Consider the following 21,865-nt stretch of genomic DNA (forward strand, 5'->3'; position numbering starts at 1 on the left):
ACGGTCAGGACCGACAATGCTAGTGGCCTGACCGTTAAATAACCATCCCAACCGTTTAGCGGAACGGCGGCTCGTCGAAGCTGCGCAGTTTGCGCGAGTGCAGCGAGTTGAGTTCGGTGCGCAACAGATCCACCGCCTCGATGCCGATCTTCAAGTGCTGGCTGACCGCACGCTCATAGAACGCGTTGGCCGAACCCGGCAGCTTGATCTCGCTGTGCAGCGGTTTGTCCGACACACACAGCAACGTGCCATAAGGCACCCGCAGGCGGTAGCCCTGGGCAGCGATGGTGCCGCTTTCCATGTCCACGGCCACGGCACGGGACAGGTTGATCAGCGGTCGCTCCTGGGCCCAACGCAGCTCCCAGTTGCGGTCGTCGTAGGTCAACACGGTGCCAGTGCGCAGGCGCTTTTTCAGCTCCTCGCCCTTCTCGCCGGTGACGTTGGCGGCGGCTTGCTGCAAGGCCATCTGCACTTCGGCCAGGGCCGGGATCGGGATGTTCGGCGGCACAACCCGGTCGAGAATCCCGTCGCGGCGCATATAGGCGTGAGCCAGCACGTAGTCGCCGATGGTCTGGGACTGGCGCAGGCCGCCGCAGTGGCCAATCATCAGCCAGCAATGCGGGCGCAGTACGGCCAGGTGATCGGTGATGTTCTTGGCGTTGGAAGGGCCAACACCGATGTTCACCAGGGTCACACCGTGGCCATCGCTGGCCTGCAAGTGGTAGGCCGGCATCTGGTAGCGGTGCCAGACCACGCCCGCGGCGATGGCAGACGCTTCGCCGTGGTCCATGCTCTTGTCGATGATCACGTTGCCCGGCAGCACCATGCGGATAAAGCGTGGGTCACTGCGCAACTGTTCCAGGCCATGCACGATGAACTGGTCAACGTAACGGTGGTAGTTGGTCAGCAAAATCCACGGCTGCACATGGCGCCAGTCGCTGCCGGTGTAGTGCACCAGGCGGCGCAGGGAGAAATCGACACGGGCGGCATCGAACAGCGCCAATGGCAGCGGATCGGTGTTTTCCCAATCATAGAGACCGTCGGCAATGCCATCGGTGGCGGCGGACAGGTCAGTACTCGGGAACACCCGCGCCAGCGTGGCGGCGGTCACGCCGGAGCCGGCGAGCTCGTCGCCCTGCTCCACCACGTACGGGTAAGGAATGTTCTGCTGGCTGACGCCCACTTCCACCGTCACGGTGAAGTCGTGCATCAACGGCACCAGTTGCTCCAGCAAGTATTTGCGAAAGGCTGAAGGATGGGTGACGGTGACGCTGTAGGTCCCCGGCAACTGGACCTTGGCATACGCCCGGGTGGTTTGTGGGACTTCGCCCTGCACCAGGTAGGTCAGGCGAAGTTCCGGGTAGCGAAACATCGCGCGTTGTTCGGCGTCGGGCTCGACGCGGTCTTTGAGGTAGCGCTTGAGGGCTTGATTGAGCGCGCCAGTGGCACGCTCATGGAGAGCCGCCAGCCGATCCACGGCTTCTTCGGCGGTTTGAACGACAACAAAAGCTTCGGTCACGGTAAGCATCCTGTGTTCTGACTTGCAGGCGTTCATCTTGCCTGTATCCCTGGCGCACTGGAACACCGGAATTGGAATGCGATCAATGTGGGAGCGGCGGTGCGACGATTCGACTTGCTCGCGAAGGCGGTGAATCAGTCGACATCTACATTGACTGACACTCCGCCTTCGCGAGCAAGCCCGCTCCCACATTTTGACCGTGTTTGTTCAGGAAAACAGAGGTGTCGACCGGGCGACGATGGCCTCCACATCCACACCGCGCGGCAAGGTGCCATAGACCCGGCCTGACGACTCACCCAGGCGGCTGGCGACAAAACCATCACTCACACTGGCATTACCCGCCTCCAGCAACAGCTTGGCCTGTAACGCCACCGCGATGTCTTCCGTGAGTTGCCGGGCCCGGTACTGAATGTCCTGGGTGTCCATGAACGCTGACTTCAACTGCTCGATCTGCCGCGCCAAGTGTTTATGGCCATGACCATCCCCCAGCTCGACAAACAACGCTTCCAGCACGCCCGGTTCTTTCGACAAGGCCCGCAGCACATCCAGGCACTGCACATTGCCGGAACCTTCCCACGTGGAATTAACCGGCGCCTCACGGTACAAACGCGGCAGGATGCTGTCCTCCACATACCCGGCCCCGCCCATGCATTCGGCGGCTTCGTTGATCATCGCCGGGGCGCGTTTGCAGATCCAATACTTGCCCACCGCCGTCACCAGCCGGGCGAATTTGGCTTCCTGCTCGTTATCCAGATGGTCCAGCGCGCGGCCCATGCGCATGCTCAAGGCCAGGGATGCCTCGCTTTCCAGGGCCAGGTCGGCCAACACGTTTTGCATCAGTGGTTGCTCGCTGAGCACCCGGCCGCCCACCAGTCGATGGGCGCAATGATGGCTGGCCTGGGTCAGTGCCTGGCGCATCAAGGCACTGGAGCCGACCATGCAATCGAAACGGGTCATGGCCACCATTTCGATAATGGTCGGCACACCGCGCCCTTCCTCGCCGATCATCCAGGCCAGCGCCCCGCGAAACTCCACTTCGCTGGAGGCGTTGGAGCAGTTGCCGAGTTTGTTTTTCAGACGCTGGATGTAGAACTCGTTGCGGGTGTCATCCGGGCGGTGCCGGGGCAGCAGAAAACAGGTCAGGCCCTTGTCGGTCTGGGCCAGGGTCAGGAAGCCATCGCACATCGGTGCCGAGCAGAACCACTTGTGCCCCACCAGCTCATACGCCTGGCCCGGGCCACCGGCGCCCACGGGGTAAGCACGGGTGGTGTTGGCGCGCACGTCGGTGCCGCCCTGTTTCTCGGTCATTGCCATGCCGATAGTGGCGCCGGCCTTGTGGGCGATGCCGACGTTGCGCGGGTCGTATTCAGTGGCGAGGATTTTCGGCAGCCAGGTTTCAGCCAGGTCCGGCTGCAAACGCAGGGCCGGCACGCAGGCGAAGGTCATGGTCAGCGGGCAGCCGGTGCCGGCCTCGGCCTGGCTGTGCAGGTAGGTCATCGCCGCGCGGGCCACATGGGCACCGGATTGCGGATGGGCCCACGGCAACGAAGGCAGGCCATGCTCGACGGCGGTGCGCATCAGTTCGTGGTAGGCCGGATGAAATTCAACCAGGTCGATACGATGACCAAAACGGTCGTGGCTGTTGAACACCGGCTTGTTCTGGTTGGCCAGGAAACCGGCCTCCATCAGCGGCCCGCCTGCCAAGGCACCGTAGGTATCGATACGCTGCTCGGCCCAGCCGGCACCAAAGCGCCGGGACCATTCTTGCAGGGGCAAATCGATACGGTACAGGTTGGTGCCGTCCAGGGACGGTGGCTGGTTGGTGACGTCGTGGGTTTCGGCAAACGGGTGCAGGTTCATGACGGGCCTCCTGAAAAAAGGCCACGTTCATTGAGGCCTGAATTTCAGTTAAGCACCGTCAACCGGGTTAAAAAAGTGGCATAAGCGCCTAAGTGGCGGCGCTTTCACCCTCAACCATATGCAACAACCGCAGCTGCAGCACCAACTGCAAGGCCTCAAAACGTACTGGCTTGGTCACTCGGTCGGTGACACCCACCCCATGGCAGCTCTCACGCTCCGGGGCTTGCAAGGAGGTGCTCAAGGCGATCACCGGCAACTCGGCACAGCCGGGCAATGCACGGATCTGGCAACACAGCGAGAACCCGCCTTCCGGCACATCCAGTAGCACCGCATCAAAGGTGTCACTCTGCAACAGCGCCAGGGCAGCCGGCCCGTTATCGACGGTTTTCACGCGGTAACCGAGCTTGAGCAACATGCCGCGCACCACCAATTGCGCGACGCTGTTGTCGTCCACCAGCAACACCGTGCACTCCTGAGGCGTACGTTGTGCCTGCGGCACTCGGCGCACAGGCGCAGGTTCGGGCTGGACCGGACTGACGGCAAGCTCCAGCTGGAAGCGACTGCCGCGCCGCGGCTCGGAATTATGGGTGAGGCGGCCTCCGAGCAACTCGATCAATTGCCGGCAGATTGCCAGGCCAATGCCCATGCCGCCGTATCGGCGAGTGGTCGAACCATCGAGCTGGAAGAAGCGCTGATACAGGGTCGCCTCATCGAGGTAGGCGAACCCGATGCCGGTGTCGGTGACAATAAAGGTCAGGCGCAGCGTCCCGTCAGCCTGGGGCACGCCGACCACCCGCACCCGTACCGAGCCTTCGTGGGTAAATTTGAACGCGTTGTCCAACAGGCAATCCAGGCATTGCGCCAACTTGCCGGGATCGCCATTGACGCGGTCCGGTAACTCATCTGCCAGATCAATCGAAAACTCCAGGCCCTTGCTCTGGGCGCTAGCTGCGAACTGTTGGCGCAAGGTGTCGAGCAACCCGCGCAGGCTGAACACCTGGGGTTGCGGGCTGAGGCGCCCGGCCTGCAATTCGGTAAGGGTGAGGATGCCGTTGACCATGCGCATCATCTCGCGGGCCGAGCCAGCGGCGGTTTGGTGATACTGCGCCAGGTCGCCTTCCAGTGGCTCGGTCTGCATCAATTCCAGGGAGCCGATCACGCCGTTCATCGGCGTGCGCAACTCGTGGGTCAAGGTGGCGAGGAATTCGTCCTTGAGCCGATTGCTGTGGGCCAGTTGCGTGTTGAGCACTTCGAGTTTCTGGCTGGCATCCAGCAGGATCTGCGCCTGTTGTTCGCGCATCGAATTGATCCGGTCGGCCAGGGCCAGGGACAACAAGGCCACTTCAAGTGCCGAGCCGATCTGGCTGGCGTACATCGTGAGGAACACATTGGGCAGGTAGCCCAGGACCATCATCGTATTCACCACACCGCCCAGCAGGAACGCGGTCCAGGCGATGATGAAGTAGCGCGCCATCCGCTGGCCGCAATACCAGGCCTTGATGGCGGCGACGAAGATGGTCACCGTGAACACCAGCGCCAAAGCAGTGGCCAGGCGCAGCGCCAGCGCATAACTGGCGAACAAGGCCAGCACCATCACCGCCGCGCCGCTGACCGCCAGCGCCAGCAACAGCCGGTTGATCCAGCGGCTGTACAGCGCGGTGTGCAGGAAGCTGCGGGCAAACAGGCTGCCGAACAGCGCCGCCGACCCGATCAAAAAGGGAACCGCCGCGTTCGCCCACCACGGGTTATTCGGCCAGAAGTACTGCACGGCCACGCCGTTGACCGACAGCTGATACAGGCCGAACGAGGCAATATAGAGGATGTAATAGAGGTAGCTGGTGTCGCGCACGCTCAGGTAAATGAACAGGTTGTAGATCAGCATGCCCAGCAACACGCCGTAGATCACACCCAGCACATAGAGGCGCAATGGCTGTTCTTCGAGGTACGCGGTGGTCGACCAGAGGGTCAGCGGCGCCTGGATCGAGCCTTGGCTTTGCAGGCGCAGGTACAGGGTTTCCCGCTGGTCAGGCGCCAAGTCGAGCTTGAACAGGTAGTTGCTCTGGCGAATTTCGCGGCTGGAAAACGGCAGAATGCTGCCGGTGCGCGAAACCAGTCGATAATTGCCGACGCTGTCGGGCTGGTACAGCTCCAGTTGGTTCAGCGGCGGATAGGCCAATTCCAGCAGCCAGTTGCGCGAGGCCTCCGGGTTTTTCGGACGGTAATGAAGGTCGACCTTGAGCCAGAACACCGAGCGCGAATAGCCGGCATTCAGGGTGGCTTTGTCATGAGTTTTGAAGCGACTGGCGAGGATCGGAGAGCTGATATCGCCAATCGTCAGGGCGCCACTTGGGTCTTCAAGGACTTGCATCACTTGGCCCAGGGGCAACCGGGAGGTGGACTCGTTGAACTCGACTGCGCCCGCCAGCATCGGCAGCCCGCTCAACAGTAACATCAGCAAATAGCGCATAGAGCCCCAGCGTGACCTGTCCGGTTATGTCAAAAACCTCCATTCCTTTTGAGTAGACGTGAACCGGCGATACAGTTATTGGTTTGGATCCACTCTAGCATAGCCATTACAGGCCAAAAGACACCATTGAAATAATTTTTTGAAAGGCTCTAGAGCGGGCATTACAGAGCATTTGACCTGTTTTCAAAGATGATAGCAAACAGCCATTTCATCCTATTCATCCGCTAAAAATTCAACCTTCGCCCGACGGCCACCCAAAAAGCGTTTGGTGGTAAGCTCGCGCACCATGAATATCTACAGCTCTCGCCCCGTTGTCCTCTGTCTCTCCGGCCATGATCCCAGTGGTGGCGCCGGCTTGCAGGCAGATATCGAAGCCCTGCTCGCCCAGGGTTGTCATGCGGCCCCGGCCGTCACCGCGCTGACTGTGCAGAACACCGTCAATGTCAGCGATTTCCGCGTGCTGGATCGCGAGTGGGTGCTGGCCCAGGCCAACGCTGTGCTCGGCGATTCCGAAGTGGCGGCGGTGAAACTGGGCATGCTCGGTTCCCTGGAAATGGTCGACACCGTGGTCGAGCTGCTCAAGGCGCACCCGCATCTGCCGGTGGTCTGCGACCCGGTGCTGCGCGCCGGCGGTGGCGGCAGCCTGGGTAAGGACGAAGTGGGCTACGCCATGCGCGAGCGGCTGTTGCCGCTGTCGCTGATCGCCACGCCGAACCTGCCCGAAGCCCGCATCCTCGCCGAACTGCCCGAAGGCACGGCGGACGAATGCGCCGCGAAACTGCTGCCTTTCATCAAGCACTTGCTGATCACCGGCGGCCACGGCGACGAGCACGAAGTGCACAACCGCCTCTACAGTCGCGACGGCACGCACCAGACCTTTACCTGCCAGCGCCTGCCCGGCAGCTATCACGGTTCCGGCTGCACCCTGGCCAGCGCACTGGCCGGTCGGCTGGCACAAGGCGAAGGTTTGGTCAGCGCGGTGCAATCGGCCCTCAACTACACTTGGCGCACCCTGCGTGACGCTGAACAACTCGGCCAGGGGCAATTCGTGCCTCGTCGTCTGCCGCTGGATTTCTGCTCGTAACATCAAGAGGCCTGCCCGATGAAACTACGTGGCCTTTATGCCATTACCGACAGCCAACTGTTGGCCGGTAAGTTCCTGGCCTACGTCGAAGCGGCGTTGGACGGTGGCGTGACCCTGCTGCAATACCGCGATAAAAGCAGCGACGAAGCGCGCCGCCTGCGGGAAGCCGAAAAACTGCGGGAGCTGTGCTCGCGCTACAAGACGCAACTGATCATCAACGATGACGCCGAACTGGCCGCGCGCCTCGGCGTTGGCGTGCACCTGGGCCAGACCGACGGCCCGCTGACCCCGGCCCGCGCGCTGCTGGGTTCCAAAGCCATCATCGGTTCCACCTGCCACAGCCAGATCGAACTGGCCGAGCAGGCCGCCAAAGAGGGTGCCAGTTACGTCGCCTTCGGCCGCTTCTTCAACTCCAACACCAAGCCGGGCGCCCCGGCTGCCACCGTTGAACTGCTGGCCCAGGCCCGCGCGCGGTTGCATCTGCCGATCTGCGTGATCGGCGGCATTACCCTGGAAAACGCCGAACCATTGGTGGCCCACGGTGCCGACCTGCTGGCGGTGGTCCACGGCCTGTTTGGTGCCGACAGCACCCAGGAAGTCACGCGCCGCGCCCGCGCCTTCAACGATCTTCTAAAATCTTGAATTCAGAGAACACGATCATGTCCCGTTCCGAAACCCTGTTTGCCAATGCCCAGAAACACATCCCCGGCGGTGTGAACTCCCCCGTGCGAGCGTTCAAGAGCGTTGGCGGCACGCCGTTGTTCTTCAAACATGCCGAAGGCGCCTACGTCACCGACGAAGATGACAAGCGCTACGTCGACTACGTGGGTTCGTGGGGCCCGATGATTCTCGGCCACAGCCATCCGGACGTACTGGACGCGGTGCGCCAGCAGCTGCAACACGGCTTGTCCTATGGCGCACCCACCGCCATGGAAACCGAGATGGCCGACCTGGTGTGCTCCATCGTGCCGTCGATGGAGATGGTGCGGATGGTCAGCTCCGGCACCGAAGCCACCATGAGTGCGATTCGCCTGGCCCGTGGTTTCACCGGCCGCGACAGCATTATCAAGTTCGAAGGCTGCTACCACGGCCACTCCGACAGCCTGTTGGTCAAAGCCGGCTCCGGCGCGTTGACCCAGGGCGTACCGAGCTCCGCCGGTGTGCCGGCAGCATTTGCCAAACACACCCTGACCCTGCCGTTCAACGACATCGCTGCGGTCGAGCAGATGCTCAGCGAAGTCGGCCAGGAAGTGGCGTGCATCATCGTCGAGCCAGTGGCCGGCAATATGAACTGCGTGCCGCCGGCGCCGGGGTTCCTGGAGGGCCTGCGCGAACAGTGCGACAAGCACGGCGTCGTACTGATTTTTGATGAAGTGATGACCGGTTTCCGCGTGGCCCTCGGCGGCGCCCAGGCTTACTACGGCGTTACGCCGGACCTGAGCACTTTCGGCAAGATCATCGGTGGCGGCATGCCGGTGGGCTGCTTCGGCGGCAAGCGCGAAATCATGCAACACATCGCGCCGCTGGGCCCGGTGTACCAGGCAGGCACCCTGTCGGGTAACCCGCTGGCCATGGCCGCCGGCCTGACCACCTTGCGCCTGATCAGCCGCCCGGGCTTCCACGCCGAACTGACCGACTACACCACTCGTCTGCTGGACGGCCTGCAACAGCGCGCCGATGCGGCCGGCATTCCGTTCGTGACCACCCAGGCGGGCGGCATGTTCGGCCTGTACTTCAGCGGCGCCGACGACATCGTCACCTTCGACGATGTGATGGGCAGCGATGCCGACCTGTTCAAGCGCTTCTTCCACCTGATGCTGGACGGCGGCGTGTACCTCGCCCCGAGCGCCTTTGAAGCCGGCTTCACCTCGATCGCCCATGGTGATGCCGAGCTGAAACTGACCCTTGATGCCGCCGAGCGCGCCTTCGCCGCCTTGAAATAAGCGGCTCAAAAATCCGACGTCGCCCCTGGCGGCGTCAGATTTGCTACTTTGCTTACAGGCATTTCCGTCTTTTTTCGAGAATTCACCTGCAATCCGGCAGATAACTTGCCCACGCAGCAGAAAAACGAGTAAAGACTTTGTAAGCAGGTGCCTGCTTATTTCATAATGCGCGCTTATTGGATCCCCCCGTGGGTCCCGCGCCCCGTCAGAGGTAAGTCGATTCCCATGAAACGCACCGGCCGCACCCTGGTTCTGGGCTGCCTGTTGCTCCTTCAGCCGCTGCTGGCGTTTGCCCAGGCAGGCGGCAACTCGTTGTTAATCCCAGCGATGGGTCGTTGCACCCTCAATACCCAGCCAGAAAGCCAGGCCGAAGCCCTGAGCGCGTGCCAGAAACAGGCCGATGGCGGGGATGCGCAGGCGCAATACGAGTTGGGCGAGTACTTCTACGACAGTAAAAATCCCGCACGCGACCTCAACAAGGCTTTGAGCTACTTCGAGAAAGCCTCGTTGCAGGGCCACGCCCAGGCGCAATTCCAGCTGGGCACCATGTTTTTCCACGGCGAAGGCGTACCGGCCAATAACGTTCAGGCGTATATCGTGCTGAAAATGGCGGCGGTCAACGGCGCCGAAGATGCGCTGGACACGGCCGACGAAGTGGCCGAGCACATGCAGCGGGACGAACTGGAAGTGGCGACCCAGGTGTTGGGTCAGATTTTCCGTAACTACCTGCAGGAACTGCAGAGCGCAGATGGCCGCTCGCCATTTTCGCCACTGCCCTGAGTTCTGTAGCGCCTTTACTGCCGCCTTCGCGAGCAAGCCCGCTCCCACTTTCGACTGTATTCCAAAGGTGGAACTCGGTCGAAAGTGGGAGCGGGCTTGCTCGCGAAGGGGTCGACGCGGTCTTAAGCCTTACTTCTCAGGCATCGGCATCGGAAACGGCATGACATTGCTCATGCCACGGGCTTCGCTGATTTTCGGCGTGCCCAGGCGCTCGACTTCATCGATGCGCACGATCGAATGCATCGGCACAAAACTGCGCACCACGCCCTCGAACTGAGCCTTGAGTTTTTCCTCGCCCGGGTCGACGACCAACTGTGTGCGCTCGCCAAAGACGAACTCTTCCACTTCCAGGAAGCCCCACAGATCACTTTGATAGATCTGCTTGGCGTACATTTCGAACACCTGGCCCTGGTTAAGGAAAATCACCTTGTAGATTGGAGCTTCACGTTTGGTCATGGTGGGCGGGTAACACATCGGGGGATATAAAAGAGGGCGCGAACTATAGCATGGCGTCCGATGCACAGTGCTAGGAACCTATCGGCATGCCCCCTATAATGCGCGGTTCTTTACCACCAGTTGACGATCCCCATGGCCAAGAAGCTTTACATCGAAACCCACGGTTGCCAGATGAACGAGTACGACAGCTCGCGCATGGTCGATCTGCTGGGTGAACATCAGGCCCTGGAAGTCACCGCCCGCGCTGAAGATGCCGACGTGATCCTGCTCAATACCTGCTCGATCCGCGAGCGGGCACAGGACAGGGTGTACTCGCAACTGGGCCGCTGGCGTGAACTGAAACTGGCCAACCCGGACATGGTGATCGCCGTCGGCGGTTGCGTGGCCAGCCAGGAAGGTGCCGCCATTCGCGACCGCGCACCGTACGTCGACGTAGTGTTCGGCCCGCAAACCCTGCACCGCCTGCCGGAAATGATCGACGCCGCACGCATCACCAAGCTGCCGCAAGTCGACGTCTCGTTCCCGGAAATCGAAAAATTCGACCATTTGCCCGAGCCGCGCATCGACGGCCCGAGCGCTTATGTGTCGGTAATGGAAGGCTGCAGCAAGTACTGCACTTTCTGCGTGGTGCCCTACACCCGCGGTGAAGAGGTCAGCCGGCCGTTCGACGACGTGCTGGCAGAAATCATTCACCTGGCCGAAAACGGCGTGCGTGAAGTGACCCTGCTGGGGCAGAACGTCAACGGCTATCGCGGCCAGACCCATGACGGGCGCCTGGCGGACCTCGCGGAGTTGATCCGCGTGGTGGCGGCCGTCGACGGGATCGAGCGGATTCGCTACACCACCTCGCACCCGCTGGAGTTCTCCGACAGCCTGATCCAGGCCCACGCCGAAGTGCCGGAGCTGGTCAAACACCTGCACTTGCCGGTGCAATCAGGCTCGGACCGCATCCTCTCGGCGATGAAACGCAACCACACCGCCCTGGAATACAAATCCAAGCTGCGCAAATTGCGTGCGGCGGTGCCGGGGATCTGCATCAGCTCGGACTTTATCGTCGGCTTCCCGGGTGAAACCGAGAAAGACTTTCAGCAGACCATGAAGCTGATTGAAGACGTCGGGTTCGACTTCTCTTACTCGTTCGTCTACAGCCAGCGCCCGGGCACCCCGGCGGCGGATCTGGCGGACGAGACTCCGGAAGCGTTGAAGAAAGAGCGCTTGAACGCCCTGCAACATCGCCTCAACCAACAAGGCTTCGAGATCAGCCGACAGATGGTGGGCTCGACCCAGCGCATCCTGGTGACCGACTACTCGAAAAAAGACCCTGGCGAATTGCAGGGCCGGACCGAGAACAACCGGATCGTCAACTTCCGCTGCGATAATCCGACGCTGATCGGGCAGTTCGCCGACGTGCACATCGACGCGGCACAACCGCACTCGCTGCGCGGCTCGCTGATCCAATAAACCAAGTTTCTGTAGGAGCGAGCTTGCTCGCGAAAAACCTGAGGGCACCGCGTATATTCAGGCTTCAAGCGGTATCGTTGACGTTTTTCGCGAGCAAGCTCGCTCCTACAGAATCGCCGTCAGCCAAGATGCTCCGTTTAAGTGCTTTCGCACCCGGCCTGCTGGCGTTATCCTTGATTTCATCTTAATTGCCCCAGGGCGGCTAAAAACGACCTTGAACGCACCCATAGAACCACATCGTTTTCTCCTCGAGCCCTTTGAGGCTCGCCGTTTCGCCAATCTGTGCGGACAGTTCGACGAGCATCTGCGCCTGATCGAACAACGCCTGAGCATCGAGATCCGCAACCGCGGCAATCAATTCGAGCTTATTGGTGAACCCGAACACACCACCTCGGCAGAAAACCTCCTGCGCCGCCTCTACCGGGAAACCAAAGGTAGCGAGCTGTCGCCGGAAACGGTGCACCTGTACCTGCAGGAATCTGCGGTGCAAGACCTGGCGAATAACCCGGTAGCCGAAGCCAGCGTCGCGTTGCGCACCAAGAAAGGCATGATTCGCCCTCGCGGCTTGAATCAGCAGCGCTACGTCAAAGAGATCCTGGGTAACGACATCAACTTCGGCATCGGCCCGGCCGGTACCGGCAAGACCTACCTGGCCGTGGCCTGTGCGGTCGACGCCCTGGAGCGTGAGCAGGTGCGACGCATCCTGCTGGTGCGCCCGGCGGTGGAAGCCGGCGAGAAACTGGGCTTTTTGCCCGGCGACCTGGCCCAGAAGATCGACCCGTACCTGCGCCCGCTCTACGACGCACTCTACGAGATGCTCGGCTTCGAATACGTGGCCAAGCTGATCGAGCGCCAAGTGATCGAGATCGCCCCGCTGGCCTACATGCGCGGCCGCACGCTGAACAACAGCTTCATCATCCTCGACGAAAGCCAGAACACCACCGTCGAGCAGATGAAGATGTTCCTGACCCGGATCGGCTTCGGCTCAACGGCCGTGATCACCGGCGACGTCACCCAGGTCGACCTGCCGAAAGGCACCAAGTCGGGCCTGGCCCAGGTGATCGACGTGCTCAAGGACGTGCCAGGGATCAGCTTCACGCACTTCATGCCCAAAGACGTGGTCCGTCACCCGCTGGTGCAGCGCATTGTCGAAGCCTACGAGCGCTTCGAACACCGCGACGACCAACCGGCCAAGGACACTCGCCGCGATGCTTGAGCTTGACCTGCAGCTGGCCACCGAAGCGCCTGCCCCCAGCGAAGAACAGTTTCGCCAATGGTGCACACTGGCCCTGCGCCAGCGTACCGCCGACTCGGAACTGACCATTCGCCTGGTGGACGAGCCCGAAGGCCGTGAACTGAATCACACCTGGCGACAAAAAGACTACGCGACCAACGTGCTGTCGTTTCCCGCTGACGTACCCGATGAGTTACTGGACATCCCATTACTGGGCGACCTGGTGATCTGCGTCGAAGTGGTCGAGCGTGAAGCGGCGGAACAAGGAAAGGAACTTGAGGCCCATTGGGCTCATCTAGTCATCCACGGCTGCTTGCATCTCTTGGGTTACGACCATATAGACGATGACGAAGCCGAAGAAATGGAAGCACTGGAACGAACGTTGCTTGCAGAACTGGGTCATCGCGACCCGTATGCAGATGACGAAATTGAAACTACACCTAACTGAAACAACAAAGGATTTAGAGTAATCGCTATGAGCGAAGACCGATCGAGCAACGGGCAAAAGTCATGGCTGGGGAAACTCACCCAGGCCTTTGCCCACGAGCCGAAAAACCGCCAGGAGCTGCTGGAGCTGCTGCGCGAGGCACATCAGAACAAGTTGCTGGACAGCGAAGCGCTGGCCATCGTCGAAGGCGCCATCCAGGTCGCTGACTTGCAGGTGCGGGACATCATGGTCCCGCGCTCGCAGATGGTCAGCATCAAGGCGACCCAGACCCCTCGGGAATTCCTCCCGGCCGTCATCGACTCGGCGCACTCGCGCTACCCGGTGATCGGCGAAAGCCATGACGACGTCATGGGTGTCCTTCTGGCCAAGGACCTGCTGCCGCTGATCCTCAAGGAGAACGGCGACAGCTTCAACATCAAGGACCTGCTGCGTCCTGCCACTTTCGTCCCCGAATCCAAGCGCCTGAATGTGCTGCTGCGCGAATTTCGTGCGAACCACAATCACATGGCCATCGTGATTGACGAATACGGCGGTGTGGCCGGCCTGGTGACGATCGAAGACGTGCTGGAACAGATCGTCGGTGACATCGAAGACGAACACGATGTGGAAGAAGACAGCTACATCAAGCCGCTGCCCAGCGGTGACTTCCTGGTCAAGGCCCTGACGCCGATCGAGAACTTCAACGAGTTCTTCGACAGCGAATTCTCCGACGATGAATTCGACACGGTTGGCGGCCTGGTGATGAGTGCGTTCGGGCATCTGCCCAAGCGTAACGAGACAACGGAAATCGGCGCCTATCGCTTCCGCATCCTGAATGCCGACAGCCGCAGGATCCATCTGATTCGCCTGACACCTATTGCCCGCTAAGGACTGACATGCGCCGTATGATTGCACCCGGCTGGCCCGGTAACTTGCTGGCCGTGGTGGCCGGCGCCATCACTACCCTGGCGCTGGCGCCGTTCGACCTTTGGCCTTTTGCGCTGGTGGCGGTCGGGTTCTTTTATGCGGGATTGCGTGAACTAACACCACGCCAGGCCTTGGGCCGTGGCTGGTGTTTCGGTTTTGGGCTGTTTGGCGCCGGTACCAGCTGGATTTACTACAGCATCCACCATTTTGGCGGCGCTTCAGTGCTGCTGGCTGGCATGCTGATGCTGGCGTTTACGGCGGCAATTGCCTGGTTCTTTGCCCTGCCCGCCTGGCTGTGGGCGCGCTGGCTGCGTCGCAATGAAGCGCCATTGGCCGATGCCCTGGCCTTCGCGGCACTGTGGGTGGGCCAGGAAGCGTTTCGCGGCTGGTTCCTCACCGGTTTCCCATGGCTTTATTCCGGTTACAGCCAGCTCGACGGCCCTCTCACCGGCCTCGCGCCGCTGGGTGGCATGTGGCTGATTTCCTTTGCCCTGGCGCTGACCGCCGCACTGATCTGCAACCTGCCGCGTCTGCTGGCGGCTAAGCGCAACCTGTTCATCGGTGCGGGCTTGCTGCTGTTGGTGGCGCCATGGGCCATCGGCCTGGCACTCAAACATCACGCATGGACAAGCCCTTCTGGCGCACCGCTGACCGTGGCGGCCGTCCAGGGCAACGTCGAACAAAGCATGAAGTGGGACCCCGAGCAGTTGAATGCGCAGCTCGCGCTGTACCGCGACATGAGCTTCAGCTCCAAGCCTGTCGACCTGCTGGTATGGCCGGAAACCGCCGTGCCGGTGCTCAAGGAATCTGTCGAGGGTTACTTGGGCATGATGGGCAAGTTCGCCGCGGACCGGCACACCGCGCTGATCACCGGCGTACCGATCCGCCAGGAAGTGCACCACCAGAAGCGCTTCTTCAATGGCATCACGGTGGTGGGCGAAGGCGACGGTACCTACCTGAAGCAGAAGCTGGTGCCGTTTGGCGAGTACGTGCCGCTGCAGGACATGTTGCGCGGCCTGATCGCGTTCTTTGACCTGCCGATGTCGGACTTCGCCCGCGGGCCATCCGACCAGGCTTTGCTGCAAGCCAAGGGCTATCAGATTGCGCCGTTCATTTGCTATGAAGTGGTGTACCCGGAGTTCGCCGCCAGCTTGTCAGCCCGTAGCGATTTGTTGCTGACCATCAGCAACGACACCTGGTTCGGCCGCTCCATCGGCCCGCTGCAGCATTTGCAGATGGCCCAGATGCGCGCCCTGGAAGCGGGTCGCTGGATGATTCGCGCCACCAACAATGGCGTCACCGGCCTGATCAACCCGTACGGGCAGATCACCGTGCAGATCCCGCAGTTTGAGCGCGGGATTCTCTACGGCGAGGTGGTGCCGATGCACAACCTCACGCCGTATCTGGAATGGCGCTCGTGGCCGTTGATCATCCTGTGCCTCGGCCTGTTTGGCTGGGCGCTGTTGGCGGGCCGGATGTCGAAAACGGTTTAATAGAAATACTCGGACAATGTGGGAGCGGGCTTGCTCGCGAATGCGGTCTGTCGGGTAATGCACCTGTGACTGACACACTGCATTCGCGAGCAAGCCCGCTCCCACATTTGCCCTGCGGTATTACCTGTAAAACATCCGGTAGCCCACCTGCCCCACCGCTTCATTCAGCAACTGCCCGCTCTGCCAAACCGACTTGAACTCCGGCATCCAGCCACCCAGAGGCCGGGCATTGTCTAAACCGAGAAAACCCACCGGCGCCGGAACCACCGTAAACCCGGCCTTTTCGAAACTCCAACGCGAGCGCGGCATGTGCCAAGCCTGGGTTACGACGACCACACGCTTGATCCCCTGCGGTAACAAAATCTCGGCGCTCATCTGAGCGTTTTCCCAGGTGGTACGGCTGCGCTCTTCCTTCCAGCGTACACTCACACCGAAGTCATCCTGCATCGACACCGCCATCAACTCCGCCTCGCTCGGCGGCGTGCCGTAGTGCAAGCCACCGCTGGTCAGCACCGGCAAACCCGAAGCCTTGGCCAATCTCGCCGCGTAACGCTGCCGCTCAAGCCCGATTCCCGTCGGCTGATCGGAGCCCCACGCCGGATCCCCACGCTCACGCCCGGAGCCCAACACCACGATGGCATCAGCCCGCTGCGCCAGGGTTGCCCATTCGTCCCGGGCCAACGGCGGCTCGCTCTCCAGCGCCTTTGCCCCCCACTGCACCGCCACCGGCAGGCTCATCAACCACATCCCGCCAAACCCCAGGGCAAAGCACACCGCTGCCAGTCGTGGCCGGCTGCGACGAAACCACCAGGCAAGCGCCAGCAACAGCAACAGAATGCCGGGCGGCAACAGCAATTGTTTAATGAAATAACGAATAGGCATCGGGCATCTCCAAAGATGCCCGAAGCCTAAGGTGTAACGAGGTTTAGCGACAATCTTTACAAGAACAGATTTTGAGAAGGCTACAGATAAAGCGGTACTTCACTTAAAACGCACGGACCGAAGTTTTTCCGGGCCGCGACCGGCCGACAGATCCTTGAGCCATACCACCTTGGCCGAGCGCGAAACCTCCTGGGCTGGCGGGGAGGCCATGCCATGGGGCGCGCGATGCTCATTTAACGCCAGATACACCTTGATCACGTCCAGCTCTGCCTGGCTCAAGCCACGCAGTTCCAACTCCAGAGGCCGCTCATCACACAATCGGCCAGCGGTTTTTGCTGCATCCAGTGCTCGACCCAAACGGTCGATCAGTCCTTCGTACACCTGCGGTTTCGTTAAAGTTCGCTGCGAATCAACCATCCCTCACCTCATTGAAGATAAGACTCACTCCCCACTAAACAGCGTAGTCCTGCTGGCCCTGCCTGCCTGACGCCGCGACCAACGGCCTCGGCGGCGCAATCAGGGTTTCCCTCGATAGAGTGGGGTCATGTATGCTACGGCGCTTCCTGTAACTCCACTTCCCGCAGGGTTTGGGCACGGACGCGCCGCTTTTTGGTGTCGATCAACCTGAACGTTGCACCGAAGAGGATTAGGCCACCCCTATTCAGTTCAAAAGTAGCCATGCACGAACAATATCAGCCCCGTGAAATAGAAAATGCCGCCCAGTCGTTCTGGGATGAGCAAAAGTCCTTTGAAGTCAGTGAACAGCCAGGCAAGGAGACTTTCTATTGCCTGTCGATGTTCCCTTACCCCAGCGGCAAGCTACACATGGGGCATGTGCGCAACTACACCATCGGCGACGTCATTTCCCGCTACCAGCGCATGCTGGGCAAGAACGTCCTGCAACCCATGGGTTGGGACGCCTTCGGCATGCCGGCGGAAAACGCCGCGATGAAGAACAACGTAGCGCCCGCCAAATGGACCTACGAAAACATCGCCTACATGAAGACCCAGCTGCGCAGCCTGGGCCTGGCGGTGGACTGGTCCCGCGAGGTGACCACCTGCAAGCCTGATTACTACCGCTGGGAACAATGGCTGTTCACTCGCCTGTTCGAAAAAGGCGTGATCTACAAGAAGAGCGGCACCGTGAACTGGGACCCGGTGGACCAGACCGTACTGGCCAACGAACAAGTGATCGACGGCCGCGGCTGGCGCTCCGGCGCACTGATCGAAAAGCGCGAAATCCCGATGTACTACTTCAAGATCACCGCCTACGCGGATGAGCTCTTGTCGAGCCTCGACGATTTGCCTGGCTGGCCCGAGCAGGTCAAGACCATGCAGCGCAACTGGATCGGCAAGTCCAAGGGCATGGAAGTGCAGTTCCCCTACAACGTCGACTCCATCGGCGCAGAAGGCGTACTGAAAGTCTTCACTACCCGTCCGGACACCCTGCTGGGCGCGACCTACGTCGCCGTGGCCGCTGAACACCCGCTGGCCACCCAGGCTGCACAGAACAACCCTGAGCTGCAGGCGTTCATCGCCGAATGCAAAGGCGGCAGCGTCGCCGAAGCCGACGTCGCCACCCAAGAGAAAAAAGGCCTGCCGACCTCGTTGTTCGTCGAGCACCCGCTGACCGGCGAGAAGCTACCGGTGTGGGTCGCCAACTACGTGCTGATGCACTACGGCGATGGCGCGGTAATGGCTGTGCCAGCCCACGACGAGCGCGATTTCGAATTCGCCACCAAGTACAACCTGCCCATCAAGTCCGTGGTGCGCACCAGTTCCGGCGACACCAACCCGGCCCCGTGGCAAGACGCCTACGGCGAGCACGGCACCCTGATCAATTCCGGTGAGTTCGACGGCCTGGATTTCGAAGGCGCGTTCGACGCTATCGAAGTCGCGCTGATCAAGAAAAACCTCGGTGCCTCGCGCACCCAGTTCCGCCTGCGTGACTGGGGCATCAGCCGCCAACGCTATTGGGGCTGCCCGATCCCGATCATCCACTGCGAAACCTGCGGTGATGTGCCGGTGCCGGAAGACCAACTGCCCGTCGTACTCCCGGAAGATGTAGTACCGGACGGCGCTGGCTCGCCCTTGGCGCGCATGCCTGAATTCTACGAGTGCACCTGCCCGAACTGCGGCGCACCGGCCAAGCGTGAAACCGACACCATGGACACCTTCGTGGAGTCCTCGTGGTACTACGCCCGCTACGCCTCGCCGCACTATGAAGGCGGCCTGGTGGAAAAATCCGCGGCCGACCACTGGTTGCCGGTGGACCAGTACATCGGCGGTATCGAACACGCCATCCTTCACCTGCTGTACGCGCGCTTCTTCCACAAGCTGATGCGTGACGAAGGCCTGGTGAGCTCCGACGAGCCGTTCAAGAACCTGCTGACCCAAGGCATGGTGATTGCTGAAACTTACTACCGTCGCGAAGCCAATGGCGCCTACACCTGGTTCAACCCGGCGGACGTCGAGTTGGTGCGTGACAGCAAGGCCAAGGTGATCAGTGCCAAGTTGATCTCCGACGGCCTGCCGGTGGAAATCGGCGGCACTGAGAAGATGGCCAAGTCGAAGAACAACGGCGTCGACCCACAGTCGATGATCGACCAGTTCGGCGCAGACACCTGCCGCCTGTTCATGATGTTCGCCTCGCCGCCCGACATGAGCGCGGAATGGTCCGACTCCGGCGTAGAGGGTTCGCACCGTTTCCTCAAACGCGTCTGGCGCCTGGCGCACGCTCATGTCAGCCAGGGCTTGCCGGGCAAACTGGACGTGGCAGCCTTGAGCGATGAGCAAAAAGCCATTCGCCGCAGCACCCACCTGGCCATCAAGCACGCCAGCCAGGACGTGGGCCAGCACCATAAATTCAACACTGCCATCGCCCAGGTGATGACGCTGATGAACGTGCTGGAAAAAGCCCCGCAGGCCACCGAACAAGACCGCGCGCTGGTACAGGAAGGCCTCGAGACGGTCACCCTGCTGCTGGCTCCGATCACGCCACACATCAGCCACGACCTGTGGAGCCGCTTGGGCCACAGCGGTGCAGTCATCGATGCCGCCTGGCCAGTACAGGATGACAGCGCCCTGGTACAGGACACGCTGCAACTGGTGATTCAGGTCAACGGCAAGCTGCGTGGCCAGATCGACATGCCTGCCAGCGCCACTCGTGAAGAAGTCGAAGCCGCCGCCCGTGCCAATGAGAACGTGCTGCGCTTCACCGAAGGCCTGACGATCCGCAAAGTGATCGTGGTGCCCGGCAAACTGGTCAATATCGTCGCTAGCTAATCGGATCGGGCGCCAGGGGCATAACCCTGGCGCCGAACAAAACCTCCAGGGCCTCGATAAGGCCCACATGGTTTCAAGGGGAGCATCAAAATGATCAAACGCAATCTGCTGGTTATGGGCCTTGCCGTGCTACTGAGCGCTTGCGGCTTCCAGCTGCGCGGCACCGGCACCACCGACCTGACGCTCAAGGAACTGGACGTCACCGCACGCAACTCCTACGGAGAAACGGTGCAACAGCTGCGCCAGGTCCTGGAAAACAGTGGCGTCAAAGTCTATACAGGCGCGGCTTATAAACTGAACCTGGCGGATGAAAAAGAAGAGCAGCGCAACCTCAGCTACGCCAGTGCCGGGCGTGCTTCGGACATTGAGCTGAGCACCACGCTCTTCTACGAAATCCAGGGCCATGACAACCTGCCGCTGATGGGCGACAAGATCCAGGTACAGAAAGTCGTGAGCCACGACGGCAACAACCTTGTGGGTTCGGATTCCGAAACCATCCAGGTGCGCAAGGAAATGCGTCGTGAACTTGTGCAGCGCATGGTTCTGCGCCTGCAACAGATCACCCCGGAGAAACTGGATCAACTGCAGCAAACGGCAGACAACAAAGCCAAGGCAGATGCCGATGCACTGAAAGCTGCGCAAGAGTATGAAAACAGCCAGCCTAAACAGTCGCCTGTTGAAGTTCCTGCCGAGTAAGCCAGACGGGGCGCCCCAGGCGCCCCGTTCGCCCTGCCTATGAAACTTGCCCCCGCCCAACTCGCCAAGCACCTGCAAGGCAACCTCGCGCCCGCCTACATCGTCAGCGGTGATGACCCGCTGCTGTGCCAGGAGGCTGCGGACGCGATTCGCACGGCCGCCCGCCAGCAGGGCTTCGATGAACGCCAGGTATTCAGCGCCGACGCCAGTTTCGACTGGGGCACGCTGCTGCAAGCCGGGGCGAGCATGTCGCTGTTCGCCGAAAAACGCCTGCTGGAACTGCGCCTGCCTTCGGGCAAGCCCGGCGATAAAGGCGCGGCAGCATTGATGGAATACTGCGCACGCCCTGCCGAAGACACGCTGCTGCTGATCAGCCTGCCCAAGCTTGATGGCAGCGCGCAAAAGACCAAGTGGGGCAAGGCGCTGGTGGAAGGCGGCCAGACGCAGTTCATACAGATCTGGCCAGTGGACAGCAGCCAGCTGCCGCAGTGGATTCGTCAGCGCCTGTCGCAATCCGGGCTGACTGCCAGCCAGGACGCGGTGGAGCTGATCGCTGCGCGGGTGGAAGGCAACCTGTTGGCGGCCGCCCAGGAAATCGAAAAGCTCAAGCTGATGGCTGAAGGCGGCCAGATCACCGTCGAAACCGTACAAGGCGCCGTGGCTGACAGCGCGCGCTTTGACGTATTTGGCCTGGTGGACGCGATCCTCAACGGCGAACCCGCCCACGCCTTGCGCATGCTCGAAGGGCTGCGCGGCGAAGGCGTCGAGCCCCCGGTGATTCTCTGGGCCCTGGCCCGGGAATTACGCCTGCTGGCCAATATTGCCCTGCAATACAGCCAGGGCATCCCGCTGGACAAGGCTTTCAGCCAGGCCCGGCCACCGGTGTGGGACAAGCGCAAACCGCTGATCAGCAAAGCCCTGCAACGGCACTCGGCGCAACGCTGGGCGCAATTGCTGCTCGAGGCCCAGCGCATTGACGCGCAGATCAAGGGCCAGGCGGCTGGATCGCCCTGGATGAGCTTGAGTCGTTTGTCACTTTTGATGTCAGGACAGCGCTTGGCGCTGCCTGCTGAATAGTCCTACGACTCGCTGGGCTGGACAGAATGCAAACTTCGGCCGATGATTCGCACCGCATCATCAACCCGCCAAAGAGTACCCATCATGAGCAAAAAGCCATCCAAGCATGGCCCCAACAAGGCCAAATCCATCATCGCCCAGCCGTTGTTCCGCAGTCGCCAGGAACGAGCCGGCAAAGGCAAAGGCAGCTACCGCCGCGAAGCCTTCCAGTCTAATAGCTGGGAGGCTTCTTACTTTCTGGCTGCCTGAAGGCAAGCGCCCCTCTGGCATGATA

19 protein-coding genes are annotated in these 21,865 nt (G+C 61.1%); 13 read left to right on the forward strand and 6 right to left on the reverse strand.

The window, feature by feature from the left end; all coding sequences use genetic code 11:
• Positions 1-55 precede the first annotated feature (55 nt).
• From amn to AU074_RS06820, 3 genes are all read right to left on the reverse strand, one after another.
• Positions 56-1,555, reverse strand: coding sequence for an AMP nucleosidase (gene amn / locus AU074_RS06810; protein ID WP_173860363.1), 1,500 nt, complete (start codon positions 1,553-1,555; stop codon positions 56-58).
• A 171-nt stretch (positions 1,556-1,726) separates the two neighbouring features.
• Positions 1,727-3,379: an acyl-CoA dehydrogenase family protein gene (locus AU074_RS06815; RefSeq protein WP_076014071.1), complete on the reverse strand. Its 1,653-nt coding sequence runs from the start codon at positions 3,377-3,379 to the stop codon at positions 1,727-1,729.
• An 88-nt stretch (positions 3,380-3,467) separates the two neighbouring features.
• Positions 3,468-5,846: a 7TM diverse intracellular signaling domain-containing protein gene (locus AU074_RS06820; protein WP_076014072.1), complete on the reverse strand. Its 2,379-nt coding sequence runs from the start codon at positions 5,844-5,846 to the stop codon at positions 3,468-3,470.
• A gap of 286 nt (positions 5,847-6,132) precedes the next feature.
• Here AU074_RS06820 and AU074_RS06825 point away from each other — a divergent pair, with 286 nt between their 5' ends.
• The 4 genes from AU074_RS06825 to AU074_RS06840 all read left to right on the forward strand — a co-directional run bounded on the left by AU074_RS06825 (position 6,133) and on the right by AU074_RS06840 (position 9,653).
• On the forward strand, positions 6,133-6,930 hold the full coding sequence (locus AU074_RS06825) for a hydroxymethylpyrimidine/phosphomethylpyrimidine kinase (RefSeq protein ID WP_003215474.1): 798 nt from the start codon (positions 6,133-6,135) through the stop codon (positions 6,928-6,930).
• An 18-nt stretch (positions 6,931-6,948) separates the two neighbouring features.
• Positions 6,949-7,572 (forward strand): thiamine phosphate synthase, encoded by a 624-nt coding sequence (gene thiE, locus AU074_RS06830; protein ID WP_076014073.1) that lies wholly within the window; start codon positions 6,949-6,951, stop codon positions 7,570-7,572.
• A gap of 17 nt (positions 7,573-7,589) precedes the next feature.
• Positions 7,590-8,873: a glutamate-1-semialdehyde 2,1-aminomutase gene (hemL, locus tag AU074_RS06835; RefSeq protein ID WP_076014074.1), complete on the forward strand. Its 1,284-nt coding sequence runs from the start codon at positions 7,590-7,592 to the stop codon at positions 8,871-8,873.
• Between the two features lie 225 nt (positions 8,874-9,098).
• Positions 9,099-9,653 (forward strand): tetratricopeptide repeat protein, encoded by a 555-nt coding sequence (locus AU074_RS06840; RefSeq protein ID WP_076014075.1) that lies wholly within the window; start codon positions 9,099-9,101, stop codon positions 9,651-9,653.
• 129 nt (positions 9,654-9,782) lie between these two features.
• On the opposite strand, the gene AU074_RS06845 is transcribed toward AU074_RS06840, so the two are convergent.
• Complete coding sequence (locus tag AU074_RS06845; RefSeq protein WP_003215457.1) at positions 9,783-10,109, reverse strand: DUF1820 family protein; 327 nt, start codon at positions 10,107-10,109, stop codon at positions 9,783-9,785.
• Between the two features lie 132 nt (positions 10,110-10,241).
• Between AU074_RS06845 and miaB the strand changes: the two genes are divergently transcribed.
• From miaB to lnt, 5 genes are all read left to right on the forward strand, one after another.
• Complete coding sequence (gene miaB, locus AU074_RS06850; RefSeq protein ID WP_076014076.1) at positions 10,242-11,570, forward strand: tRNA (N6-isopentenyl adenosine(37)-C2)-methylthiotransferase MiaB; 1,329 nt, start codon at positions 10,242-10,244, stop codon at positions 11,568-11,570.
• Positions 11,571-11,784: 214 nt separating this feature from the next.
• A complete protein-coding gene (locus AU074_RS06855; protein WP_076014077.1) occupies positions 11,785-12,786 on the forward strand; it encodes a PhoH family protein in 1,002 nt (333 codons plus the stop codon).
• Positions 12,779-13,252 carry an rRNA maturation RNase YbeY gene (gene ybeY / locus AU074_RS06860; protein ID WP_076014078.1) on the forward strand — a complete coding sequence of 158 codons (474 nt, stop codon included), beginning with the start codon at positions 12,779-12,781 and terminating at the stop codon, positions 13,250-13,252. Before AU074_RS06855 ends, ybeY begins: the two co-directional genes overlap by 8 nt.
• A gap of 27 nt (positions 13,253-13,279) precedes the next feature.
• Positions 13,280-14,119 (forward strand): HlyC/CorC family transporter, encoded by an 840-nt coding sequence (locus AU074_RS06865; protein WP_003215451.1) that lies wholly within the window; start codon positions 13,280-13,282, stop codon positions 14,117-14,119.
• Between the two features lie 8 nt (positions 14,120-14,127).
• On the forward strand, positions 14,128-15,651 hold the full coding sequence (gene lnt, locus AU074_RS06870) for an apolipoprotein N-acyltransferase (protein ID WP_076014079.1): 1,524 nt from the start codon (positions 14,128-14,130) through the stop codon (positions 15,649-15,651).
• Positions 15,652-15,771: 120 nt separating this feature from the next.
• On the opposite strand, the gene AU074_RS06875 is transcribed toward lnt, so the two are convergent.
• Both AU074_RS06875 and AU074_RS06880 read right to left on the reverse strand, forming a co-directional pair.
• Positions 15,772-16,533, reverse strand: a complete 762-nt coding sequence (locus tag AU074_RS06875; protein WP_076014080.1) for a YdcF family protein — start codon at positions 16,531-16,533, stop codon at positions 15,772-15,774.
• Positions 16,534-16,632: 99 nt separating this feature from the next.
• A complete protein-coding gene (locus AU074_RS06880) occupies positions 16,633-16,950 on the reverse strand; it encodes a hypothetical protein (protein ID WP_076014081.1) in 318 nt (105 codons plus the stop codon).
• Between the two features lie 261 nt (positions 16,951-17,211).
• On the opposite strand from AU074_RS06880, the gene leuS reads away from it, so the two are divergent.
• The 4 genes from leuS to arfA all read left to right on the forward strand — a co-directional run bounded on the left by leuS (position 17,212) and on the right by arfA (position 21,840).
• Entirely contained in the window at positions 17,212-19,818 is a 2,607-nt protein-coding gene (gene leuS / locus AU074_RS06885; protein ID WP_076014082.1) for a leucine--tRNA ligase, read from the forward strand.
• A 90-nt stretch (positions 19,819-19,908) separates the two neighbouring features.
• Complete coding sequence (gene lptE / locus AU074_RS06890; RefSeq protein WP_076014083.1) at positions 19,909-20,514, forward strand: LPS assembly lipoprotein LptE; 606 nt, start codon at positions 19,909-19,911, stop codon at positions 20,512-20,514.
• A gap of 39 nt (positions 20,515-20,553) precedes the next feature.
• Positions 20,554-21,591, forward strand: coding sequence for a DNA polymerase III subunit delta (holA, locus tag AU074_RS06895; protein ID WP_076014084.1), 1,038 nt, complete (start codon positions 20,554-20,556; stop codon positions 21,589-21,591).
• Positions 21,592-21,675: 84 nt separating this feature from the next.
• Positions 21,676-21,840, forward strand: a complete 165-nt coding sequence (arfA, locus tag AU074_RS06900; protein WP_003176285.1) for an alternative ribosome rescue factor ArfA — start codon at positions 21,676-21,678, stop codon at positions 21,838-21,840.
• Positions 21,841-21,865 lie beyond the last annotated feature (25 nt).

It is taken from the genome of Pseudomonas sp. ATCC PTA-122608 (assembly GCF_001952855.1).
Classification (GTDB): domain Bacteria; phylum Pseudomonadota; class Gammaproteobacteria; order Pseudomonadales; family Pseudomonadaceae; genus Aquipseudomonas.